The organism is Devosia sp., assembly GCF_030689745.1.
GTDB lineage: Bacteria > Pseudomonadota > Alphaproteobacteria > Rhizobiales > Devosiaceae > Devosia > Devosia alba.
This window is the reverse complement of the sequence record NZ_JAUYGL010000076.1, coordinates 1-22,210: the sequence shown is the minus strand read 5'-3', so window position 1 is coordinate 22,210 and position 22,210 is coordinate 1. Positions and strand designations below refer to the sequence as shown.

Below are 22,210 nucleotides of genomic sequence, written 5' to 3'. Positions count from 1 at the left end.
CCACCCTTAGTCCCTCCCCCGGGGGAGGGAGACCGTTCGTGCTCGACTAGGTGGCTGGAACCCAGTCCGGCTTTGGCACGACTGGATCGCGGCTGCCGTCGCGTTCGGTATGCGCCAGACCAACAAACTTGCCGTCCTGCCATTGGCCGACCGTCCACAGGCTGCGCAACTGGTTATCGACCAGCTTCACCTTGCCGATAATGGTGTCGAATTCACCGCTCGACAGCTCGGCCGAAATGGCTTCGCGGTCGATATCGCCAACGCGTTCAATGGCCTGCTGCAGCATTTCAAGGCTGGCATAGGTGATGGCACTGGCCCAGCTGTCAGGCGCCTGACCGTTAAGCGCGATATGGCGTTCGAAATAGGCAGCGACCGCTTCGCTGTCCGGATCGATACCACCAACGCCCATGACGCCATTGTGGTTGGGCCCGGCAATACCCGGATAGATCGGGAAAGCAGTGCCAACGCCGAGATAGAATACCTTCGGGCTGAAATCGGCCACGACGGCCTGCTGGGTTAGCGCGAAGGTATCTGGTGGATAGGAGAAGGCCACGAAAGTGTCCGCGCCCAGTCCCGAAACCTCGTTGATGATGGGCGCGAAATCGGAGGTGCCGAGCGGGTAGGTCTTGTCATAGACCAGCTCGAAACCGGCCTCGGTAAAGGCCGGTGTGGCCGCCTTGGACAGATCAATGCCGAAGCCGTCAGCAACCGAGGCGATAGCCACCTTGTTGTTGATGGTGCCGGCGTCGCGCTGCTTGACCAGCAATTCCACCAGCGCATTGGCATAGTCATGACCGCCGCCCAGCATCCAGAAACTGTGCTTCCAGCGTGCGGCCAGCTGGGGCGCCATGTCGGTGACGGCAGTGGCGGCCAGCTGCGGGTAGCCGAAACGGTCAAAGGTGGGGCCAGCGGCCAGATTGGCACCGGTGCCCCAGGTCGGCAGGATCAGATCAACATTGTCCTGCGTGGCAAGACGCTCGATAGCGCGCACGGTTTCCTCGGCGGCAGAGCGATCGTCATATTCGGTAACTTCGAGGGGCAGGGTGACGCCAAGCTTGCTCAGCTTGATGCCGCCGGCCTTGTTCACATCATCGACCCACAGCAGATAGTTTGGCGTGGTCGTAATACCGGCGCCGGCCGCATTGGCGCCGGTTTTGGAAATGGCATAACCGATGCGGATCGCGGTTCGGTCCTGCGCAAATACCGGCAGGCCGGCCAGGGCGGTGGCCATGGCGCCGACGCCCAGGCCCTGCATCACGGTTCTACGGCTCAGATTGGTCATAGCTTGCTCCTCCTGCCCGCCACGCGGGCGCTCCAGATAGGCTCGGGGCCGACCTCATGGGTCTTTTTTGCCTCCGAATGCCGTTCTCGCAGCTACCCTAGGCCGGAGCCGCAGTAGAAAAAATGGACATTACAGAGAGATAATTGTACTTTTTAGGACAAATCGAACGCCCGGACGGCCCCATGATCCAGCACCTAACTGCGTCCACTCTCAATCCCGGACTGACCCAGGACGTAGAAGTGGTTGAAATCGCTGGCTTGTTGTCGGCAGTTGAGTGGGATTTCCCGGCCGCCAAGGCAATGCGCGGCGCCAACGGCTTCGTGCTCGCTGCCGGTCGGGGCACGCTGCGGCTAAACGCTGTGGTTACCGCGATCGAGGCGCCCTGCGTCATCTGGTTGCCGAGCGGCGTGGTGAGCCGTGTCCGGCTGGACGCCGGCGCCCGCGGCATGATGCTGGCCGTATCCAATGCCGCGCTCGGTCGCGTCGTGCCGGCCAGCTCGATTGCCGGACAGTTGCGCGAAGCGATCGAAAGGCCATTGCCGGGAATCCGGCTCGACGCCGGCGCCGCCCGAGGGGCCATCCGCGATCTGGAAGACATTCGCCGCGAAGCGCTGGACGAATTGCCCGGCATGCGCGAGGCCGTGATGGGCCGGCTCTGGCTGACCCTGATCGGTTTCTGGCGGCTGGGCGGCGTCGCCACGCAACCCCAGGCCTCGCCGCGCCTGCTGGTGCAGGGCTTTGTGCAACTGGTCGAACTGCATGCCCGCGAGCACTGGCCGGTGGCCGACTATGCCAGGGTGATGGGGGTTTCCACCGACCGCTTGACCACCGCGATCCGCCGCGCGACCGGCCAATCGCCGCTCGGGCTGGTGCATCGCCGCCTGCTCGAGGATGCCGAGAGCCTGCTCGAACGCTCAAGCTTGCAGGTCCGCGAAATCGCCGATGCGCTGGGCTTTCGCGACGCCGGCTATTTCAGTCGTTTCTTTTCACGCCTCAAGGGCATTTCCCCGGGGCGCTACCGCAAACGGATACACAGTCTCAATGCCAACCGCACGCAATCCTACGCGGCCTGGCCATAGGGTTGTCTACAGATGGAACCAGCGCAACGGGTCTGCCTGGTCGGGCAGGGCACAGCAGGCGACATGCTCGGCGCGGCGTCCCGCATCGGCCAGGGCCTTTGCCTGGGCAAATATTTCGGCCGTGCTCGGTGGTGCCTGGGGAGGGATGTCTGTCTCCACGCCATCGCGCCACAGGCACAGCGTTTCGATGGAGGGCGCCGGTGCGGGCGGCGCTGACTTCAGCGTCCAGTGCCCACTGCCGGGTTCAACCCGATACAGCGCCATCAGATCAAGCCCCCGGTCGGCGATAAATGCCAGCGCATCGAGCACATATTGAATTTCAGCTGTTCCCATCACCGGCGGAAAGCCGATGCGGACCCAGCCGGGCTTCATCACCTCGAGCCCGTCGCTGACCAATTGGCGGTATTGGCCGGAAACCTGTTGGTCTATCCCCAGCAGATCATGGCCATAGGGGCCGGCGCAGGAGCAGCCGCCGCGGGCCTGGATGCCGAACATGTCGTTGAGCATGGCCACCACCAGGCCATGGTGGAGCATGTCACCGCCGGCGCTGATGTTGAACGAGAAAATGGCCAGGCGGTCGGCCTTGCTCGATCCGAGCAGGTGCAGGGCAGGGTGGGCGGCAAAAAACGCCAGCGTTTGCGTGACGGCTGACGTTTCAGCGGCGTCGATCACCGCCATGCCCATATCGGCCTTGAGCTGCAACACCAGAGCGGCGCGGATATCGCCGATGATCGAGGGGGTGCCGGCTTCCTCGCGGGCCTGCACGTCGTCGAGATAGGCGTGGCTGTCGGGGGTGACGAAACTCACCGTGCCGCCACCGGGCGCCGATGGCCGGGTAATTCGGAACATCGACCGATCCGCAATCAGCAGGCCCGAAGCCCCGGGTCCGCCGACGAATTTGTGGGGCGACAGCACAATGGCATCGAGCTGGTCGCCCGCGCCGGGGGCGGTCTCGCCCATATCGATGTCAAGATAGGGCGCGCCTGCCGCGTAGTCGACGACGCACAGGCCGTCGTGCCGATGCAGCAGCCGGGCCAGCGGCCGAATGTCGGTCTTGATGCCGGTGACATTGGAGGCCGCCGAAAAGGCGCCGATCAACAGGGGGCGGTCCTGATACCGGGTCAGGGCCGCGGCAATGGCGGCCTGGCACGGCTGGCCATTGCTCGCCAGCGGGATGCGCACGACTTCGGCCAGCGACTCGCGCCACGGCAACTCGTTGGAGTGGTGCTCATAGGGCCCGACCAGCACCACGGGGCGATCATGCGGGGCGATCTGCGCGAGCAGCAGGCCGCGCAGGTGGTGATCGGCAGGCAGGCCCAGGCCCAGCACCGACACCAGTCGGTTGATGCCGGCGGTCGCGCCCGAACCGGCAAAGATCACCGCATGCGCTGCAGTGGCGCCGACATTGTCGCGGATGGACTGCCGCGCCGCTTCGCGCAGCGCGCCGGTACGACGGCCGCCATAGGCGGCTTCGGAGTGGGTATTGGCATAGGAGGGGCCGACGCGGTGCCGCACCGCGTCTTCGATCAGATCAAGCATCCGTCCCGAGGCGGTATAGTCAGCATAGATCAGGGGGCGCAGCCCGAAGGGCCCCGCAAAGGCCGGGCACCTGGCCAGGGCCGGATCACGCCGCACGCGGTCAAGCAGGCTGCATCCATCCTCAAGCTGGGAATGCGGAACCGGCAAGGCGACGGACATGGACGCTCTCATTGCTACCGAATGGTGATAATGAGGCATTATATGCTCGTGTAAGAACAAAAGCTAGCAACAAATACTAACAATGAAGCCCTTTGAGCAAAGGACGTTTTGGTTAGTCCAGTAGCCGAGCCAGCGCGAAGGGGTTCAGATCGAGGGTGCTTTCCTGCCCCAATAAGGTCGCGCTGACGGCCTCGCCAATCGCCGCCGAGTGCTTGAAGCCGTGGCCCGAGCAGGGCGACACTGCCAGCACATTGGCCAGGCGCGGATGCCAGTCGATGACAAACCCGCTATCGGGAGTCGCGGTGTAGATGCAGGTAGCCGTCTTGGCCGCCCGGGCCGAAACACCCACCAGCCGGTCCGCCAAATGGCTGCGATACATGCGGGCCGAGTCCTCGCCGGGCACCACTCGATCAATGGCGTCCGGATCACTGGCGGCGCCATAGAACTCGTCGGCGGTTTTCATGGTTGCGCCATCAAGGCTCGGAAACCCGTAGAAAAACCCGTCCTGGTCCGTGCCGTGCGGCCACATGAACACGGGCGAGCGCTGCCATGTCTCGATGTGGTCGGGCTCGACCTCGAACCAGTGCATCACCTGCCGGGTCGGTTGCAGCAGCGGCGTGAAGGGCGCACCAAGCAGGGCGCCAGCCCAAGCGCCCGCGGTGACCGCCACCTTGCCGGCCCGGATGGTGCCGGCAGTCGTGCCCAGGGTGACGCCACCACTGTCTGCGGCAAGTGTGTCCACCCTGGTGTCGACCATGATGGTCGCGCCGTGGCGCTGCGCCAGTTGCAGATTGGCGGCGACACAGGCCTCGGCCCGAAGATAGCCGCCGCCCGGCTCGAAATAACCGACTTCACCGTCTTGCGGGCGAAAATTGGGGAAGCGGTGGCCGATCTCGGCGGCGCTCAGCACCTCATGGGCAATATCGAAGCGTCGTGCCGACGCGATGGAGCGGTCGAGAAAGCCGGTGCGGCCGGGCCGGTGCACCTTGTCGTCAGGCCTGCCGATGATCAGGCTGCCCGTCTGCTGCAGCAGGTCGGCGCCGGTTTCAGCCTCAAGTTCGCGCCATAGCTGGTGCGAGCGCAGGGCGAGGGGGACCAGCGCCTCGCCTTCGCCAATGGCGCAGCGGGTGATGCGGGTTTCCCCATGGGTCGAGCCATGGCTGTGCGGCGGGGCATGGCGATCTATGCCAATGACCTGCGCACCCGCCTTGGCCAGGTGCCACAGCGTGGCGCTGCCCATGGCGCCCAGACCGATCACGGCGACATCGAAACTCTGCATGGCTCAGGCCGGCTGCACGAGATTGGCCATCAGGCGAAAGGCGCCGGGCACCAGCTTGTCGAGCTGGTGGTGCAGCACCAGGCTGGTGTGGGTATGCCGCCCCTTGCCGATCTTTCCTGAAAGCAGGGCGCCCCGCAGTGGCGCTTCACCGGCGTCGCTCATGGCCAGCAGGGGCTCATAGGCATCGTCCCATTCTGCCGCGAAGTACAGTCCCCGTTCCTTGTCCCAACCGGCCCAGTCGGCGGCACCAATAATGTTGGGCCCCCGCAGCAGAACGTGCTCGGGCAGCAGCGTCTCGATCGCGGCGGCGGGGTTGGTCACGCGCCAGCGCAAGGAGGGCGAGCCGATCTTGATCGGCCGGAGCGGGGTGGTCTGCGGGTCCCAGCCGTCGGTAGGACGATGATAGAGCGTCAGCAAGTGCCCGCCAGCTTCAACCCACTCGTGCAGCCTGGCTGTCGCCTGGCGCAGCGCGGGGCGCTGGCCGAAGGCAAAGGTGCCGATGACAATGGAAGTGTAGCGCGACAAATCCCCGGCCAGCGCGGCGTCATCGAGCACGGTGACGTCGAGCCCGATGACCTTGAGCCAATGCGCCACCCGATCGCTGCCAGCACCGACATAGCCAACGCGGGTATTGGCGGGCGTGTTCAGATCAAGCGCCAGAACCCGCACCATTTGTGGCGCGATGAACTGCGTCCGCCCGATATGGGGATAGGCAACCTCCTGGGCCGAGAACGCCTGCTGTCCCTCGATCTGCAGCGGCAATTGGTAAAGGCCCGCCGCCAGATCGGCGGGGAGCGTCACTGCAAGGCCATCGGCCGTGCGGACTGCCCGCCAATCGGTCGGAGTTTGCAGGTCCATCGGCACCGAGCCAAGATTCGGGCGTACGGCAACGGCCAAGGGATCTGTGGCTCCGGACGTGGCCAGATTGACGATGAAATCGACGGGTTCCAGTTGGACGGCATGGGCCGGCACAATCCTGAGCGGTTCTTCGAGGTCAATCATGGCGGTGGCGGCGCGGCCGGCGACCGTTGCGGTGATGGCAATGCGCAGCGCACCATTGCCGCCCAAACTGGAAAATCCTGGCTGGAACTGTTGGGTCAGCGCGGCGTCCGGGGCGATGGATAGCGGGAAGACCAGGTTCGGACCGGCTTCACTTGCGTCCCCTATCCGGATATCGGCTTCGGCCAGGGGGGCCACCTGCAATGACCGGGTATCGCCCTCGATCTGCACCGTCAGCGTGCCAGTGCCCCCCGCGGCCAGGCTATTGGGCGCGGTCCAGGCAATGGCCGAGATCCCTGCGGCCAGCAGCAAGGCGGCATCGACTTCGACCAGCTTGCGGTCGAGACGGTGCCCATGCAGGCGCAGGGCTTCTGCCGCGCAGGCCGCCTTGGCCTGCTCGATGGCTGCGCCAGCTTGCGCCAGGGCGGCGCTGATCGCCGGGCGGTCAGGATAGGCCGCCAGCGCCGCATCGATGTGCTGCTGGGCCATGCGTAGCGCTGCAGCCGGTTCGGCCGGCAACAGTTCGGCCAAACCGGCCAGCGTTGCCGGCAGATTGTCGCTTATCGCCATTTCGGGGGCATTGGGGCCCTGCTGCAGATGCAGGGGCCATTCCGCTGTCGCCCGTTCGACCCAGCGGCCCATGCCCTGGGTCGCGTGCAGGGCCCGCGACCATTCACCGATGGCGTCGAAACTGGCGCCGGTGGGCATGTCGCGGCCCGGTGCCCGCACCGCAACGCTCGCAGCGGGTGGCGGCACTTCGTCATCATAGGTGTCGCCACCGCCAGACCATGCCGGCAGGTAGTATTTGCCGACGGCCCACGCTTCAAGGCCCGGCGTGTGAAAGCTCGGATCGGCCGCCAGCTCCAGGGCAATTTCGGCGGCTTCGGTCATGGCGCGGTGGTGCCCATGCTGGCCGGGCACGTCGAGAAAGGTGGGGATGACAATGTCGGGTCGGTACTGCCGATAGGCGGTGACGAGCCGTTCGATGGTCTTGTCCCGGCCCCAGCGCGCGAGGGTATCGACGCCGTTCTTGGAGAAACCGAAATCGTGCACGCTGTCCTCGGGGCCATGGCCGAGCCAGGCGACGTCAGCGTCCAGCACCCGCGCGGCCTCTTCCATCTCCCGGCTGCGCAACACGCCCAGGGCACCGCCACGCTCGGTCCCCAGGCTGTTCTGGCCACCTTCGCCGCGCGTCGAGCAGGCGATGACGATCCGCATGCCATAGCCAAAGCGCAGCGCCGCCAGCATGTCGGAGTGTTCGTCATCGGGGTGGGCGCCCGTATTCATCACCGTCAGCGTCGAACGCAGCCGCGACAGCGCGCGGTGCAATTCAACCAGCACCGGGCGGGATTTCTGGCGGGCAAGACGCTCGCGGGCGGTCAGCATGGCAGGCTCCTATTGCGGGGCAGTACGGGTGTCCACGTGCAGGCGTGGGGTAATGGTTTCGAGCATGGGGAGCGCCGCGGCGCCAAGGGCCGCGGTCAACTGGCCGGTTTGCCCGCGAATGACCCGGGGCACGGTCCGGGCCCGGCGGGTCGCCACTGAAACCGGCAATGGCTCGAGCGCGGCGATCAGGGCGTCAATGATCGCGTCGGGCAGGGCGCCGCCAAAGATGATGGTTTCGGGGTCGAGCAGGTTCTCGATGGCGGCGATGGTCGGCGCCAGATAGTCGGCCGCCTCGGCGATCCAGTCGGCCAGTATGGGATCCTGCTGATCATGCAATTGCTGCAGGTCCTCGATGGTCGCGCTCGGTCGTCCCGCCGCCGTCAGGCGTTCGCGCAAGGCATAGAGCGAAGCGAAGCGTTCGAGCGCGCCTTCAGGACCATAGAGCGCCGGCCGGTTGCGCGGGGTGACCCCAAGATGGCCGATCTCGCCGGCATTGCCAAAGGCGCCGCGCAGCGGACGGCCTTCGTGGATGATACCCAGGCCCAGGCCCACCCCAAAATACACAAAGCAGAAGCTGGAGTGGTGGCGCCCGGCGCCATAGAGCCGCTCACCCACGGCGGCGGCAGTGGCATCGTTCTCGATCTCGACGGGCTCACCAATGGCTTGGCTCGCCGTGTGCTTGACATCCAGCCCGGTCCAGCCGGGCAGGGTTGCCGGGCCAACAGAACTCATCCCTTCGATCTCGAACGGTCCGGGCATCACGACGCCGACGCCGAGCAGGCGCACCGGATCGTCGCTGACGCTCGCACGGATGCTGGCGATCTCGTCGCGGAGCTGGGGCAGAATGAACGCCGGATCGGTGGCGGTAATCGGGCGATAGGATTGTGCGCGGATCTGGCCTGACAGATCGATCAGCACCGTCATGATGTGGTCGGCTGCAATTTCCACTCCCGCGGTCATGGGACCATTGGGATTGACCGCAAATTGCAGGGGCGGCTGCCCACGTCCCGAGCGCAATCGGCCCAGTTCGATCAGCATCTGCTCGCCGACCAGCTCGTCAACGATATTGCTCACCGCCTGCGGCGTCAGCTGGGCGCGACGGGCGATCTCGGTTCGCCCCAACGGACCATAGGCCCGCACCATATCGAGCACGACGCGTCGGTTGTGATTGCGATTCCGACCCGGATTGCTCCCGATGGTCGGCCTAACGGACCCAGCCAAGCCTGATTTTTTCATCATCCCTCGCTTCTGAGCGGGAGGCTATTTTGCCGATCACAATAACTCAAGTAGATTATTGTATTGACAATGTTGCTGGCGTCGGCTGACTTGTGGAGGGTGAAGCGGGCTCGCTGCCGGCTTCTCACCAAGGGGAATTTGTCCGTCCAGCCGCGTGTCCAAGCCCGGTTGCGGACCACAAGGAGGTTCAGATGCGGAAACGCTTTACGCTCGCCAGCCTGGTCGCCGGCATCAGTTTTATGGCCTTGAGCTCGGCTCAGGCTGTGGAAATCGAATACTGGCAGTACGTGTTTGAAACGCGTGTGAACGCCATGGATCAGCTCATCAGTAATTTTGAGGCGGCCAACCCCGATATTACGGTCAAGCAGGTCACCTTTCCCTACGCCGATTACCAGACCAAGGTGATTGCCTCGCAGGCCGGCGGCAATGGCCCCGATGTGCTGCAGTTCTTCTATGGCTGGCTCGACAAGTTCCAGCAGGGCGGCGTCCTGCAGCCGCTGGATGAGGCTGTGTTTCCGACCGCCGAAATCGAGAGTGAGTTCTTCCCGATCGTCTCGGCCGTCAAGCGCGATGGCGCCTATTACGGGCTGCCGACCGCCGTGCGGTCACTGGCGCTGTTCTACAACAAGAAGCTGCTCGATGAGGCTGGCGTTGCGCCACCGACCACGCTCGATGAACTCGTCGATGTGGCGATGCAGACCACCAAGACCGATGGTGGTGGCAACATCACCTCGGAAGGTCTGACGCTCGATTTTGCCGGGCAGGACCACCATTGGTGGCGTGAAGTGCTGGTGCGCCAGATGGGTGGCGAACCCTATGATGCCAATGGCAATGTGTCCTACGCCACCGATGCCGGCTTGCAGGCGCTGAACTTCTACACCGATCTGCAGACCGCCCACAATGTCGGTCTGGTCGGCTTCATGGACGAAGGCCAGGCCGCATTCAAGGCCGGGCTGGCGGCGATGACCGTCGATGGTACCTTCCGTCTCGGCGCCTTCAACGCCATCACCGATTTCGAGTGGGGCGTGGTTGAGCTGCCAGCCAATGCTGACGGCGTTCGCTCCAATTATGCCAGCTATTTTGCCAATGGCATCGGCTCGGGCGCCACGGACGAAAAGAAGGCGGCTGCTGAGAAGTTCCTCGCCTATATCTCCTCAACCGAAGCCATGCAGGTCTGGCTCGACGTGGTTGGTGAACTGCCAGCGCGCCGTGACGCTGCCCTGACCGAGGCCAATCTGGCTGATCCGATCTATGCGCCCTTCCTCAAGGGTCTTGAGTATGCCCACACCACCACATTTGTGGACGAAGCCGGGCAGCGCCAGACGGCTGTCGACATGGTCAACCGCGTGCTGCTCGAAAACCAGGACCCACAGGCTTCCCTGGACGAGGCTGCTGCGGCCGAACAGGCCATGATCGACGCGGCCAAGAAATAGGCCGTGGCTCACCTTCCTGACATTGAAGCAAATGGTGCGACCCGCAAGGGCCGCACCGGTTTCGTGCTGACCCAGAGCGGGCGCAAGGTGCTGTGGGCCTGGAGCTTTCTGGCGGTGCCCATCCTGTTCTATAGCTGGATCCGGTTCTATCCGACGCTGTCGGCATTCTGGATCTCGTTCACCGACTGGGACCTGCTCCGTCCCGCCAATTTTGTCGGCCTGGAAAACTATCAGAAACTGTTTGCCGACCCGGTATTCTGGAAGGTCTTCCGCAACACCTTCGCCTATCTGATTATCGGCACCCCGATCAGCCTGCTGCTGTCCTTTGTCATCGCCTATTATCTCGACAAGGTGACGTTCCTGCACAGCTTCCTGCGGGCGCTCTATTTCCTGCCATTCCTGACCACTGCGGCCGCCATGGCCTGGGTGTGGCGCTGGTTCTACCAGCCCATTCCCATCGGCATCATCAACGGCATTCTGTCGAACCTGCATCTGCCGGCGCAGCAATTCCTGCGGTCGCCGGCGCAGGCCTTGCCTTCCATCATGGTCACCGGCATCTGGGCCGGTCTGGGCTTCCAGATCATCATCTTCATGGCCGGACTGCGCGCCATTCCCTCGACCTATTATGAGGCAGCGCGCATCGACGGCCTGGGCGAATGGGCCATTTTGCGCAAGATCACCCTGCCGCTGCTGAAACCGACGACGGTGTTTCTCGTGGTGTTTTCCTCGATCGGTTTCCTGCGCATTTTCGATCAGGTCTACAACATGACCTCCAACGATCCCGGCGGGCCGCTGAACTCGACCAAGCCGCTGGTGATGATGATCTACCAGACCGCGTTTTCGTCCTTCGACATGGGCTATGCGGCAGCACAGACCGTGGTGCTGTTCCTGATCCTGCTGGTGGTGTCACTGGGCCAATTGTTTGTCTTGAGGAACCGCTGACATGGCCGAGATGACCGCCAACGGCTATGAACTCGCCGCCAATCGCAAACCCATCCGTCCGGGGCTGATCCTGACCTGGACGGTACTGCTGGTCGGCGGACTGCTGATGATCACGCCGCTGCTCTACATGTTCTCCACCTCGCTGAAATCGGCGGGGCAGGTCTATGATCTGCGGCTCATCCCGCTGGCGCCCAGCTTCGACAATTACGTCAAGGTGCTGTCCGACGGCCGCTTCATGCGCTGGTTCCTCAATTCGGCGCTGGTGGCCACCACGGTGACCCTGTCGAACGTGTTTTTCGACAGCCTGGTCGGCTACACGCTGGCCAAGTTCGAGTTCCGTGGCCGCTACTTCATCTTTCTGGCGATCCTGTCGACGCTGATGATCCCCACCGAAATGCTGGTTATTCCGTGGTATTTGATGTCGAGCCAGCTTGGTTGGCTGGACAGCTATTGGGGCATCATGTTCCCGGGCATGATGACAGCCTTCGGCACTTTCCTGATGAAGCAGTTCTTCGAGACGGTGCCCGATGACTTCCTCGAAGCCGCGCGCATCGATGGTCTCAACGAGTTCGAAATCTGGTGGAAGGTGGCCATGCCCTTGGTGATGCCGGCAATCTCGGCACTGGCGATCTTCACTTTCCTGGGCAATTGGACCGCCTTCTTCTGGCCGCTGATCGTCACCACCAGCAAGGAACTCTACACCTTGCCGGTCGGGCTCTCGAGCTTTGCCGTTGAACAGTCGATCCAGTGGGAACTGATCATGACCGGCGCCGCGCTGGCGACCATCCCCACCCTGCTCGTGTTCCTCGTGCTGCAACGCTTCATCGTGCGGGGCGTCATGCTGGCCGGACTCAAGGGCTGACCATGACCGATCCCCGCATCAACGACGACAGCGTGTTCCCCGATCCAGTCTACAAGGACACCGTGCTGCGACCGCTGTTTGACAGTGCCAAGACCCACCACGTCGCGGCCTTCGGCGCCATTGACCAGGCCCATCTGGTGATGCTGGTGGAGACCGGCATTCTCGATGCCGGGCAGGGGCGTGACATCGCCCGGGCACTCACCGCCATCGCGGCCGAGGTCGACCCGGCGACGCTGGTCTACACCGGCGACGTGGAAGACTATTTCTTTCTCATCGAGAAGGAACTCAAGGCCCGGCTGGGGCCCGATCTGGCGGGGCGGTTGCACACCGCCCGCTCGCGGAACGATATCGATCATACCCTGTTCAAGCTGGGTCTGAAGGCGCGGCTCGACGTGCTGATCGCCAAGGCGCAGGCGCTCTATACCGTGCTGATCGACACCGCCGAGCGCGAAAAGGCCACGCTGATCGTGGCCTACACGCACGGCCAGCCGGCCCAGCCGAGCACTTTTGGCCACTATCTGGGCGCGATGATCGAAGTGCTGGGCCGCGACATCGACCGGTTGCAGCAGGCCTATGGCGTGGTCGATCAATCGCCGATGGGCGCGGCCGCCATAACGACGTCGGGCTTTCCGATCAATCGGGCCCGGGTGGCGCAATTGCTCGGCTTCGCGGCGCCACTGCAGAACTCCTACAGTTGCATCGCGGCGGTCGACTACATCACGGCCACCTATGGCGCCATCGAATTGCTGTTTCTCCATCTCGGACGGCCCATTCAGGACCTGCAGGTGTGGAGCAGTTTTGAAGTCGGACAGCTCTATGTACCCAACGCGCTGGTGCAGATCTCCTCGATCATGCCGCAAAAGCGCAATCCGGTGCCGATCGAGCATTTGCGGCTGCTCTCCAGCCAGACTTTCGGGCGGGCCCGGGCCATGCTCGACGTCATGCACAACACACCCTTCACCGACATGAATGACAGCGAAGGCGAGACCCAGGCCATGGGCTATCAGGCCTTTGACAGCGCCTATCGCGTGCTCGATCTGCTGGCCTCGGTGATGGCACAAGTCCGCATCGACCCGGCGCGGGTCGCCACCAACATCAGGCGCTCCTGCATCACCATTACCGAACTGGCCGACAGCCTGGTGCGCCAGGAAGGGCTGTCGTTCCGTGAAGGCCATGAGATTGCCGCCGCCGTGGCCCGTGCGGTGGTTGCCGCAGATGGCGATCTGCCCCAAGATGGCTATGGCCCGTTTGTGGCGGCATTCGAGAAATCGGTGGGCCGGCCCACCGCAATCGACGCCAAGCGTTTTGCCGAACTGGTCTCGCCCGAGCATTTCGTCGCCGTGCGGGACCGTTTCGGCGGCCCGGCGCTGGCGCCCATGAACGAAGCACTGGCGAGCTATCGTGCGCGCGCTGCGGCCTTTGCCGATGCTGCCAGGGCCCGTGCCGCGGCGCAGGCGCTGGCGAAAGCCGAACTCAATTCCAAATTTGGTGCACTGATCGGAGCGGCCTGATGGCGACTATTGAACTACAGGGCCTGGTCAAAGCCTATAACAAGACAACTGCCGTCCACGGCATTGATCTGACCATCAATGACGGGGAGTTTGTGGTGTTTGTCGGTCCGTCGGGTTGTGGCAAGTCCACGACGCTGCGCATGATTGCCGGGCTGGAAGACATTACCGCTGGCACGCTGAGCATTGCCGGTGCGGTGGTCAATGACATGGCACCCAAGCAGCGCAACATCGCCATGGTGTTTCAGAATTACGCCATCTACCCGCATATGAGCGTGGGCAAGAATATCGGCTTTGGCCTCTATACGTCCAAGCTCAGCGCCACCGAAAAAGGCCAGCGCATTCTGGAAACCGCCAAGATCCTTGGCCTCGAGGACCTGCTGGATCGACGCCCGTCCGAACTGTCGGGCGGGCAACGCCAGCGCGTGGCCATTGGCCGGGCCATGGTGCGCGATCCAGTCGCCTTCCTGTTCGATGAGCCGCTATCCAATCTCGACGCACAATTGCGCGCGCAGATGCGCATCGAGATCAAGCGCCTGCATCAGCGCCTGGGCACCACCATTGTCTATGTGACGCACGACCAGATCGAAGCCATGACCATGGCCGACAAGATCGTGGTGATGCGCGATGGCCGCATCCTGCAGGTGGGCACGCCCACGGACCTCTATGAAAACCCGGTGGATGTGTTCACTGCTCGGTTTATCGGCAGTCCGTCGATGAATTTGCTCACGGGCGAGATTGCGGGCGGCAAGCTCAGCGTCAATCAGACCGTTGCCGCCGGATTGGACGCGACGGCATTTGCCGAAGGTCCGATATCGGTCGGCGTGCGGCCCCATGATTTGCTGGTCGGCGCCCCCACCCATGCTGGCTTTGAGATCGCCGGAACCGTTACGGCGGTAGAGCCGCTGGGCTCCGAGACCCTGGTGCATCTCGATATTGCCGGGGCAGAAGCCATTGCCACCGCACCCGGCAAACTGCTGCCCAGGGTGGGCAGTACCGTCTCGGCCACGGCGCAGCCGGGAGCGCTGTATTTGTTCGACGCGCAGACCGAGCAGGCACTGGGCCGGCTATGATGACGGCACGCCCGACGGGCGCGATTGTCTGTGCCGGTCGGATTTACTGCGATCTGGTGTTCTCGGGCCTGCCAGCGATGCCGCGGCTGGGTGCGGAAGTCTTCGCCGAGGCCATGACCCCGGTCCTGGGCGGCGGCGCCTTCATTGCAGCGGCCCACCTGGTGGCGCATGGCCGACCGGCCAGTGTGTTGTCGCGCTTTGGTACGGACCCGATTTCTGTTGCTCTGGAAGGCCAGTTTGCCGCTGATGGGGTAGCGATGGACCTGATTGAGCGAGCGGCCGATGCTGGTCCGCAGATCACCATTGTCATGGCCCATGACAGTGATCGTGCCTTTCTGTCGCGCCGCGCCGGCCATGCGCTGCCGCGTGACTATGCCCGCTTGCTCGCGAGTTCTGGGGCAGTCCATCTGCACATTGCCGAATATGCCACCTTTGCCGAACACCCCGATCTGGTCGTCGACGCCAAGCGGCTGGGTTTGACCGTGTCGCTGGATCCGAGCTGGGATGAAGAACTGATCCACGATCCCTCGCTCCTGTCGCGCTGCGCCGGGGTTGACGTATTTCTGCCCAATCTGGACGAGGCGCTGGCCATTACCGGCGAAACCCAGGCCAGCGCGGCGCTGGCGCATCTGGCCCGGCACTTTCCGGTTGTGGCCATCAAGCTGGGAGCCGATGGGGCCATGCTGGCCATCAAGGACCAGCGCCTTGCTCAGCCGGCGCCGCGAGTGCCGGTACGCGACACCACCGGCGCTGGCGACGCCTTCAATGCGGGGTTGCTCCATGCGTGGCTGGAGGGGCACGCGCCCCAGCGCTGTCTGCAGGCCGGCATCGCCTCCGGCAGCCTTTCGGTCCAGGCCATTGGCGGCACCACGTCGCTGGCGCGCCCCATCGGCGCCACGGGCTGATCAAGGGTCAGCCTGCTTCGGCTTGACGGTGCGATGGCCCGGGCGTCAGCCGCAAGCGCCATCCAGTTGCGGGACCAGATGCATCATGCGGCCAGCGCGGGCTGGCTCATCCGTCCGTTGCCGGCCCGCGGCCAGGCTCGGCCGGCAGGGCCATGGCAATCAGATCCCGTTCGCTCTGCACATGACGGCGCATGCTCACAAAGAACGAGCGCAGCAGATAACCCATGGCATCGGGCGACAGCTTCGAGCGGTCCTTGCCCAAATCCTGCAAGGCTTCGCTCACCTCACTTGCTGCGCTGTGATCGGCCAGATGTTCCTCGCGCAGCCGTGCCATGGTCCGCGCCATTTGCGGGTTCTGGATCGTTTCCAGCAGCGGAAACAAGGCCTGTTCCTCCAGGGCCTGAGTGCGGGCGATGAGCGGCTCAAGCGTGGCCGCCAGGGTCAGGCAGATCCGCTTTTGCACGTTGTGCGGCAGACTGTCGGCCACGGCTTCAAGACCGTCGCACAGCGCCAGCACTTCACTATGGCATTGTTCCAGCGCCTCAATGCGCCGGTTCGCTCGTATCATCGGATTTCCAGTCGCCTGTAGCCTTCCACTTTAGCATTGCCACGGTTCGAAGAATTGACCCCGATCAACTCGGCCTCAGATGGGCAATCAACCAATCTGATAGGGAACGATGGCGCGATGGTCACCATCAATGGAAATCTCTGCCGCCAGCGGCGGCACGGAACGCTGCGGGCAGGTGCGGCGCTCGCAAATGCGGCAGGAAATACCGATCGGGTCAAACCGGGCCCGCACCGGGTCGACATCACTGCCATAGACCAGCCGATTGGCGTGGCTGATTTCGCAGCCCAGCGCATAGGCATAGCGCCGCGTGATGCCGTTATAGCCGCCGCTGCGCTTCTCGCTCGACCAGGCCAGGCTCAGATAGCGGTTGCCATCCGGCGTCTCGGCCAGTTGCCGGATGATCTGGCCATGGGCCTCAAACGCCCGATGCACATTCCACAGCGGGCAGGCCCCGCCAAAGCGGGCAAATTGCAGCGCCGTTGCCGAGTGCCGTTTGGTGATGGTGCCGGCGGCGTCGACCCGGGCAAAAAAGAACGGCACGCCTTTCTCGCGCGGCCGCTGCATGCTCGAGAGGCGGTGCGCCACCTGCTCCAGACTGGCGCCAAACAGATGGGCCAACTCCTCGATATCGTAGCGATGCGCCTCGGCCGCCTTGAGATAGGCGCCATAGGGCATTTGCAGCGCGCCGGCGAAGTAGTTGGCCAGCCCCATCCGCGCCACCGAGCGCGCCTCGGCGGTCTTGAAATTGGCCGCGTCGAGCAGGTGATCGAGCAGGGTGGCCTGCTCGGCCACGGCCAGATGGGTGGCGATCTGGAAGAATTGCGTTGACGGTTCCAGCCGGCCATTGATCGCCAGCGTTCGTGTCGATCGATCATAATTCTTGATCAGATCGGGCTGGCTTGGCGCCGTCAGCACCACCCGCAGATCATGGGCCTCGCCACAATAGGCGATCAGTCGGTTGAGCCGGTCGGCGGCAAAGATACCGAGTTCCTCGGCCAGCGCCTCGGCGGCGCGGTCGAGCGGATCAATGTAATTGTCGGCATAGTGGAAGAAGTCGCGCACCTCTTCATAAGACGTCTGCAGGCCTGCCTGCGGATTTCTGGTGAGTTCTGCGTCGACGCTGGCCAGCCGCTCATTGGTCTTACGATAGGTTTCATAGAGCGCCAGCAGGGCCCGCGCCACGTCCGGCGCATTGGCCGCCACTGTCTTGAGTTCCTGCAAATTCGGCACACCCTCGCCAAACACCGGGTCCGCCAGCGCCTCGCGCAGTCCCGCCAGCAGCCGGTCCGAGCCGTCGGTCATCAGGCTGGAGAGATCAAGATTGAACCGGTCCGCCAGCGCCAGCATCACCGAGGCTGTCAGTGGGCGCTGATTGGATTCGATCTGGTTGACATAGGAGGCCGAGATATCCAGCCGCGCCGCCAGTTCACCCTGGGTCAGCCTGTGTTGCGTCCGCAGGGCCCGTAGCCGTGCCCCGGCGAAAATCTTGCGCGTCGCCATTCACAAATCCACAAAATTACAAATTTGCTTCTGTATGATTGTAACAGACCTGCCGTTTGCTGTCTTGGGGGATTGCACACAACGCGCTAGTCTCAACATGGGCAAGGAGACGACGACATGCAGGATATCATCGCTCAACTCGAGGCCAAGCGGGCCGAAGCGCGGGTCGGCGGCGGCCAGCGCCGCATCGATATCCAGCACGGCAAGGGCAAGCTGACGGCGCGGGAGCGGCTCGACATCCTGCTCGATCCGGGTAGTTTTGAAGAATACGACATGTTCGTCACCCATCGGGCGACCGATTTCGATATGGCCGACACCATCATCCCCGGCGACGGCGTCGTCACCGGCTGGGGCACCATTGATGGCCGCCTGGTCTATGTCTTCAGCCAGGATTTCACGGTGTTCGGCGGCTCGCTGAGCGAAACCCACGCCAAGAAGATCTGCAAGATCATGGATCTGGCCATGCAGAATGGCGCCCCGGTGATCGGGCTCAATGACTCTGGCGGTGCCCGCATTCAGGAGGGCGTCGCCTCATTGGGTGGCTATGCCGACGTGTTCTGGCGCAACACCCAGGCCTCGGGCGCGGTGCCGCAGATTTCGGTGATCATGGGCCCCTGCGCCGGTGGCGCCGTCTATTCGCCCGCCATGACCGACTTCATCTATATGGTCAAAGACACCAGCTACATGTTTGTCACCGGGCCCGATGTGGTCAAGACGGTCACCAATGAGAGCGTGACGCAGGAAGAGTTGGGCGGCGCCTCCACGCACACGAAAATCTCCTCGGTCGCCGACGCGGCCTTCGAAAACGATATCGAGACCCTGCTCGAAGTGCGCCGGCTCTATGGCTTCCTGCCGTTGGCCGCCGGCCAGAAGCCGCCGCATCGCCCGACCGACGATCCCCTCAATCGTGACGATATCAGCCTCGATACCATCATTCCCGCCAGCGCCAACCAGCCCTACGACATGCGCGAGGTGGTCGAAAAAATCGCCGACGAGGGCGACTTCCTTGAGCTGCAGAAGGACCATGCCGGCAATATCCTGATCGGCTTTGTCCGCCTCGGCGGCGATACGGTCGGCGTCGTCGCCAACCAGCCTTTGGTGCTGGCGGGGTGTCTGGATATCAACGCCTCCAAGAAAGCAGCACGCTTCATCCGCTTCTGCGACAGCTTTGAAATCCCCATCCTGACCCTGGTCGACGTACCCGGCTTCCTGCCCGGCGTGGCCCAGGAATATGGCGGCATCATCAAGCATGGGGCCAAGCTGCTGTTCGCCTATGCCGAGGCCAGCGTGCCGCTGGTCACCGTCATCACCCGCAAGGCCTATGGCGGCGCCTATGACGTGATGGCAAGCAAGCACATCAAGGCCGACGTGAACTACGCCTGGCCCTCAGCCGAAATCGCCGTGATGGGCGCCAAGGGCGCCACCGAAATCCTCTATCGCTCCGAACTGGGCGACAAGGACAAGATCGCCCGGCGCACGGCAGACTACGAAGCGCGCTTCGCCAACCCCTTCGTCGCCGCCGAACGCGGCTTCATCGACGACGTCATCATGCCGCATGGCACAAGACGCCGCGTCATCCGGGCGCTCTCGACGCTGCGCGCCAAAAAAGTGCAGGGGCCTAAGAAGAAGCACGGGAATATACCGTTGTGAGGGACAGCATCAGCACCTTGCCCAAACGCCCCCCTCCCCAACCCTCCCCGCAAGGGGGAGGGTGCCCCATCGCGTTTGTGGCACTGTCGCGCCTCGCCCGCCGGACGAACACCCTCCCCCTTGCGGGGAGGGCTGGGGAGGGGGGCGGCTGGCCCCCATATTTGGGCAGTCCCGCCTGCTTCCAGCGACGTAGCCGCTCAAGGTGGAACCGATGAGCCGGGAACTTCGACGAAAGCTGCGCGCAAATTCAACGCGTGCCGAACGAGCCTTATGGCAGTTGCTCTGGCCCATGCGTACTGGCGGCTTTCACTTCCGCAAGCAGGTCGAGATTGGGCCCTATTTTGTCGACTTCGCCTGTCGGCACGCCCAACTCGTCATTGAGGTCGATGGCAATAGCCACGATGGCGAGCTGGCACAGACCAATGACCGGACGCGCGACGACTATCTGTCGTCGCGAGGCTTCAAGGTGCTGCGCTTTTCCAATGAGGACGTCCTGTTCCACGCCGATGGCGTTTACGATACCATCGCGGCCGCCCTTGAGTATCGCCCGGAACGTCCCCGTGCGAGCCCCCCTCCCCAACCCTCCCCGCAAGGGGGAGGGTGCGACTCCGAGCAAACGGCATTTCCGAGGCAACATCCATGATCACCAAACTCCTCATCGCCAATCGCGGCGAGATTGCCTGCCGGGTCATCAAGACGGCCAAGCGCATGGGTATCGCCACCGTGGCGGTATATTCCGACGCTGATCGCGAGGCCCTGCATGTGCGCATGGCCGACGAGGCCGTGCATATCGGCCCGTCGCCGGCCAAGGATAGTTATCTTCAGATCGACAAGATCATTGCCGCCTGCAAGGCGACGGGGGCGCAGGCGGTGCATCCCGGCTATGGCTTTCTGAGCGAGAACCCCAAATTTGCCCAGGCGCTGGAAGCGGCGGGGATCATCTTTGTCGGCCCGCCGGTCAAGGCCATCGAGGCCATGGGCGACAAGATTACCTCCAAGAAGCTGGCGGCAGCAGCGGGCGTGTCGACTGTGCCCGGCCATATGGGGCTAATCGACGACGCCGAGCACGCCGTGACCATCAGCAAATCCATCGGCTATCCGGTGATGATCAAGGCCAGTGCCGGCGGCGGCGGCAAGGGCATGCGCATTGCCTGGAATGACGCCGAAGCGCGCGAGGGCTTTGATCGCTCGAAATCGGAAGCCGCGTCATCCTTTGGCGATGATCGCATCTTCATCGAGAAATTCGTCACCGAACCGCGCCATATCGAAATCCAGCTGATCGGCGATAGCCACGGCAATGTGCTCTATCTCAACGAGCGCGAATGCTCCATTCAGCGGCGTAACCAGAAGGTCATTGAGGAGGCGCCGTCGCCGTTTCTCGACGAGGCCACCCGCAAGGCCATGGGCGAGCAGTCCGTCGCTCTGGCCAAGGCTGTCGGCTATCAGAGTGCCGGCACGGTTGAGTTCATCGTCGACAAGGACCGCAAGTTCTATTTCCTTGAAATGAACACCCGCCTGCAGGTGGAGCATCCGGTGACCGAGCTGATTACCGGGCTCGATCTGGTCGAGCTGATGCTGCGCGCCGCCAATGGCGAGGTTCTGCCGCTCAAGCAGGCCGATGTGCAGCGCCAGGGCTGGGCCATTGAAAGCCGGCTCTATGCCGAAGACCCCTATCGGAGTTTCCTGCCTTCGACGGGCCGGCTGACCAAATATCGCCCGCCTGTCGAAAGCGCGTCCGAGACGCTGGTGGTGCGCAATGACACCGGGGTGTTCGAAGGCGGGGAGATTTCCACCTTCTACGATCCGATGATTGCCAAGCTCTGCACCTGGGCGCCGACCCGGCTGGCGGCGATCGACGCCATGGCCGTGGCGCTGGACAGCTTTGAAGTCGAAGGCGTCGGCAATAATCTGCCGTTTCTCTCGACCGTGATGGAGCAGACCCGCTTCCGCGAAGGACGGCTGACCACTGGCTATATCGCCGAAGAATTCCCCGATGGTTTCCTTGGCGCCGCCCTAAGCGAGCAGCATCATTATGATGTTGCCGCTGCAGCCGCGATGCTGATGAGCCGCCGCGAAGCGCGGCACGGCACGGGCGCCACTGAACAGCACTGGCACGTCCAGATCGGCAACCAGGCGCTGCCGGTCACCGTCAACGAAACGGCCGATGGCTATACGGTGGGCGCTGAATGGCGCAGCCAGGCCGCCCGGCTCGATTGGCAGCCGGGCGCCGGACTGGCCAGTGTCGAATGGTCTGATGGCCGTCACTCGGTGTTCAAGGTCAATGCCACCACCTCGGGCTTCCGCATCCGCTATCGTGGCGCCGATCTCAGGGTGCAGGTGCTGGCGCCGCATGTGGCGAGCCTGCTCAGGCACATGCCGATCAAGGTCCCGCCCGACATGAGCAAGTTCCTGCTCTGCCCGATGCCGGGACAGGTGGTGCGCATCGCTGTGGCCGTGGGCGACATTGTCGAGGACGGCCAGACGCTGGCCATCGTTGAAGCCATGAAGATGGAAAATGTGCTGAAGGCCGAAAAACGCGCCCGCATCAGCAAGGTACACGCCGTGGCCGGCGCGGTGCTGGCGGTCGATCAGGTGATTTTGGAATTTGAGGCGGTGTGATGGATCGCGATATCGCCCCGTCCACCGGGTGGCACCTCCCCCTTGACGGGGGAGGTTGGGAGGGGGTGCGGGCGCCCCGGTATTCGGGCCAAACGCCCCCCTCCCTGACCCTCCCCGCAAGGGGTAGGGTGTCGCCTGAGGCATCGATTTTTATGATTGAGGTGATCCATGGCTGAGCACGACACTTCATC

At 63.6% G+C, this 22,210-nt stretch carries 17 protein-coding genes; 10 read left to right on the top strand and 7 right to left on the bottom strand.

Going from position 1 to position 22,210, the window contains the following annotated elements; all coding sequences use genetic code 11:
* Positions 1-46: 46 nt before the first annotated feature.
* Positions 47-1,282 (bottom strand): amino acid ABC transporter substrate-binding protein, encoded by a 1,236-nt coding sequence (locus Q8O80_RS06570; protein WP_305578182.1) that lies wholly within the window; start codon positions 1,280-1,282, stop codon positions 47-49.
* 182 nt (positions 1,283-1,464) lie between these two features.
* Here Q8O80_RS06570 and Q8O80_RS06565 point away from each other — a divergent pair, with 182 nt between their 5' ends.
* Positions 1,465-2,361 (top strand): helix-turn-helix domain-containing protein, encoded by an 897-nt coding sequence (locus tag Q8O80_RS06565; RefSeq protein WP_305578180.1) that lies wholly within the window; start codon positions 1,465-1,467, stop codon positions 2,359-2,361.
* A gap of 6 nt (positions 2,362-2,367) precedes the next feature.
* On the opposite strand, the gene Q8O80_RS06560 is transcribed toward Q8O80_RS06565, so the two are convergent.
* From Q8O80_RS06560 to Q8O80_RS06545, 4 genes are all read right to left on the bottom strand, one after another.
* Positions 2,368-4,059, bottom strand: coding sequence for an aminotransferase class V-fold PLP-dependent enzyme (locus tag Q8O80_RS06560; RefSeq protein WP_305578178.1), 1,692 nt, complete (start codon positions 4,057-4,059; stop codon positions 2,368-2,370).
* Positions 4,060-4,171: 112 nt separating this feature from the next.
* The gene (solA, locus tag Q8O80_RS06555) at positions 4,172-5,338 is read right to left on the bottom strand and encodes an N-methyl-L-tryptophan oxidase (RefSeq protein WP_305578176.1); all 1,167 of its coding nucleotides are present in this window, start codon (positions 5,336-5,338) and stop codon (positions 4,172-4,174) included.
* A 3-nt stretch (positions 5,339-5,341) separates the two neighbouring features.
* Positions 5,342-7,723, bottom strand: a complete 2,382-nt coding sequence (locus Q8O80_RS06550; protein WP_305578174.1) for a PIG-L family deacetylase — start codon at positions 7,721-7,723, stop codon at positions 5,342-5,344.
* A gap of 9 nt (positions 7,724-7,732) precedes the next feature.
* Positions 7,733-8,959, bottom strand: coding sequence for an ROK family protein (locus Q8O80_RS06545; RefSeq protein WP_371136130.1), 1,227 nt, complete (start codon positions 8,957-8,959; stop codon positions 7,733-7,735).
* Positions 8,960-9,150: 191 nt separating this feature from the next.
* On the opposite strand from Q8O80_RS06545, the gene Q8O80_RS06540 reads away from it, so the two are divergent.
* From Q8O80_RS06540 to Q8O80_RS06515, 6 genes are all read left to right on the top strand, one after another.
* Positions 9,151-10,392 (top strand): extracellular solute-binding protein, encoded by a 1,242-nt coding sequence (locus tag Q8O80_RS06540; RefSeq protein ID WP_305578170.1) that lies wholly within the window; start codon positions 9,151-9,153, stop codon positions 10,390-10,392.
* Positions 10,393-10,455: 63 nt separating this feature from the next.
* Entirely contained in the window at positions 10,456-11,334 is an 879-nt protein-coding gene (locus Q8O80_RS06535) for a carbohydrate ABC transporter permease (protein ID WP_371136129.1), read from the top strand.
* A gap of 10 nt (positions 11,335-11,344) precedes the next feature.
* A complete protein-coding gene (locus tag Q8O80_RS06530) occupies positions 11,345-12,196 on the top strand; it encodes a carbohydrate ABC transporter permease (protein ID WP_305578200.1) in 852 nt (283 codons plus the stop codon).
* Between the two features lie 2 nt (positions 12,197-12,198).
* The gene (argH, locus tag Q8O80_RS06525; RefSeq protein WP_371136127.1) at positions 12,199-13,707 is read left to right on the top strand and encodes an argininosuccinate lyase; all 1,509 of its coding nucleotides are present in this window, start codon (positions 12,199-12,201) and stop codon (positions 13,705-13,707) included.
* Positions 13,707-14,777 carry an ABC transporter ATP-binding protein gene (locus tag Q8O80_RS06520; RefSeq protein WP_305578168.1) on the top strand — a complete coding sequence of 357 codons (1,071 nt, stop codon included), beginning with the start codon at positions 13,707-13,709 and terminating at the stop codon, positions 14,775-14,777. Before argH ends, Q8O80_RS06520 begins: the two co-directional genes overlap by 1 nt.
* Complete coding sequence (locus tag Q8O80_RS06515) at positions 14,774-15,682, top strand: carbohydrate kinase family protein (protein WP_305578166.1); 909 nt, start codon at positions 14,774-14,776, stop codon at positions 15,680-15,682. The genes Q8O80_RS06520 and Q8O80_RS06515 overlap by 4 nt, the downstream gene beginning before the upstream one ends.
* 106 nt (positions 15,683-15,788) lie before the next feature.
* Here the strand turns inward: Q8O80_RS06515 and Q8O80_RS06510 are convergent, their stop codons facing one another.
* Together Q8O80_RS06510 and Q8O80_RS06505 are read right to left on the bottom strand one after the other, a co-directional pair.
* Positions 15,789-16,250: a hemerythrin domain-containing protein gene (locus Q8O80_RS06510; protein WP_305578164.1), complete on the bottom strand. Its 462-nt coding sequence runs from the start codon at positions 16,248-16,250 to the stop codon at positions 15,789-15,791.
* A gap of 87 nt (positions 16,251-16,337) precedes the next feature.
* Positions 16,338-17,750, bottom strand: coding sequence for a short-chain fatty acyl-CoA regulator family protein (locus Q8O80_RS06505; RefSeq protein WP_305578162.1), 1,413 nt, complete (start codon positions 17,748-17,750; stop codon positions 16,338-16,340).
* A gap of 117 nt (positions 17,751-17,867) precedes the next feature.
* Between Q8O80_RS06505 and Q8O80_RS06500 the strand changes: the two genes are divergently transcribed.
* The 3 genes from Q8O80_RS06500 to Q8O80_RS06490 all read left to right on the top strand — a co-directional run bounded on the left by Q8O80_RS06500 (position 17,868) and on the right by Q8O80_RS06490 (position 22,019).
* Entirely contained in the window at positions 17,868-19,400 is a 1,533-nt protein-coding gene (locus Q8O80_RS06500) for an acyl-CoA carboxylase subunit beta (protein ID WP_305578160.1), read from the top strand.
* 211 nt (positions 19,401-19,611) lie between these two features.
* The gene (locus Q8O80_RS06495) at positions 19,612-20,043 is read left to right on the top strand and encodes an endonuclease domain-containing protein (RefSeq protein WP_305578158.1); all 432 of its coding nucleotides are present in this window, start codon (positions 19,612-19,614) and stop codon (positions 20,041-20,043) included.
* Positions 20,040-22,019, top strand: a complete 1,980-nt coding sequence (locus Q8O80_RS06490; RefSeq protein WP_305578156.1) for an acetyl/propionyl/methylcrotonyl-CoA carboxylase subunit alpha — start codon at positions 20,040-20,042, stop codon at positions 22,017-22,019. The genes Q8O80_RS06495 and Q8O80_RS06490 overlap by 4 nt, the downstream gene beginning before the upstream one ends.
* Positions 22,020-22,210 lie beyond the last annotated feature (191 nt).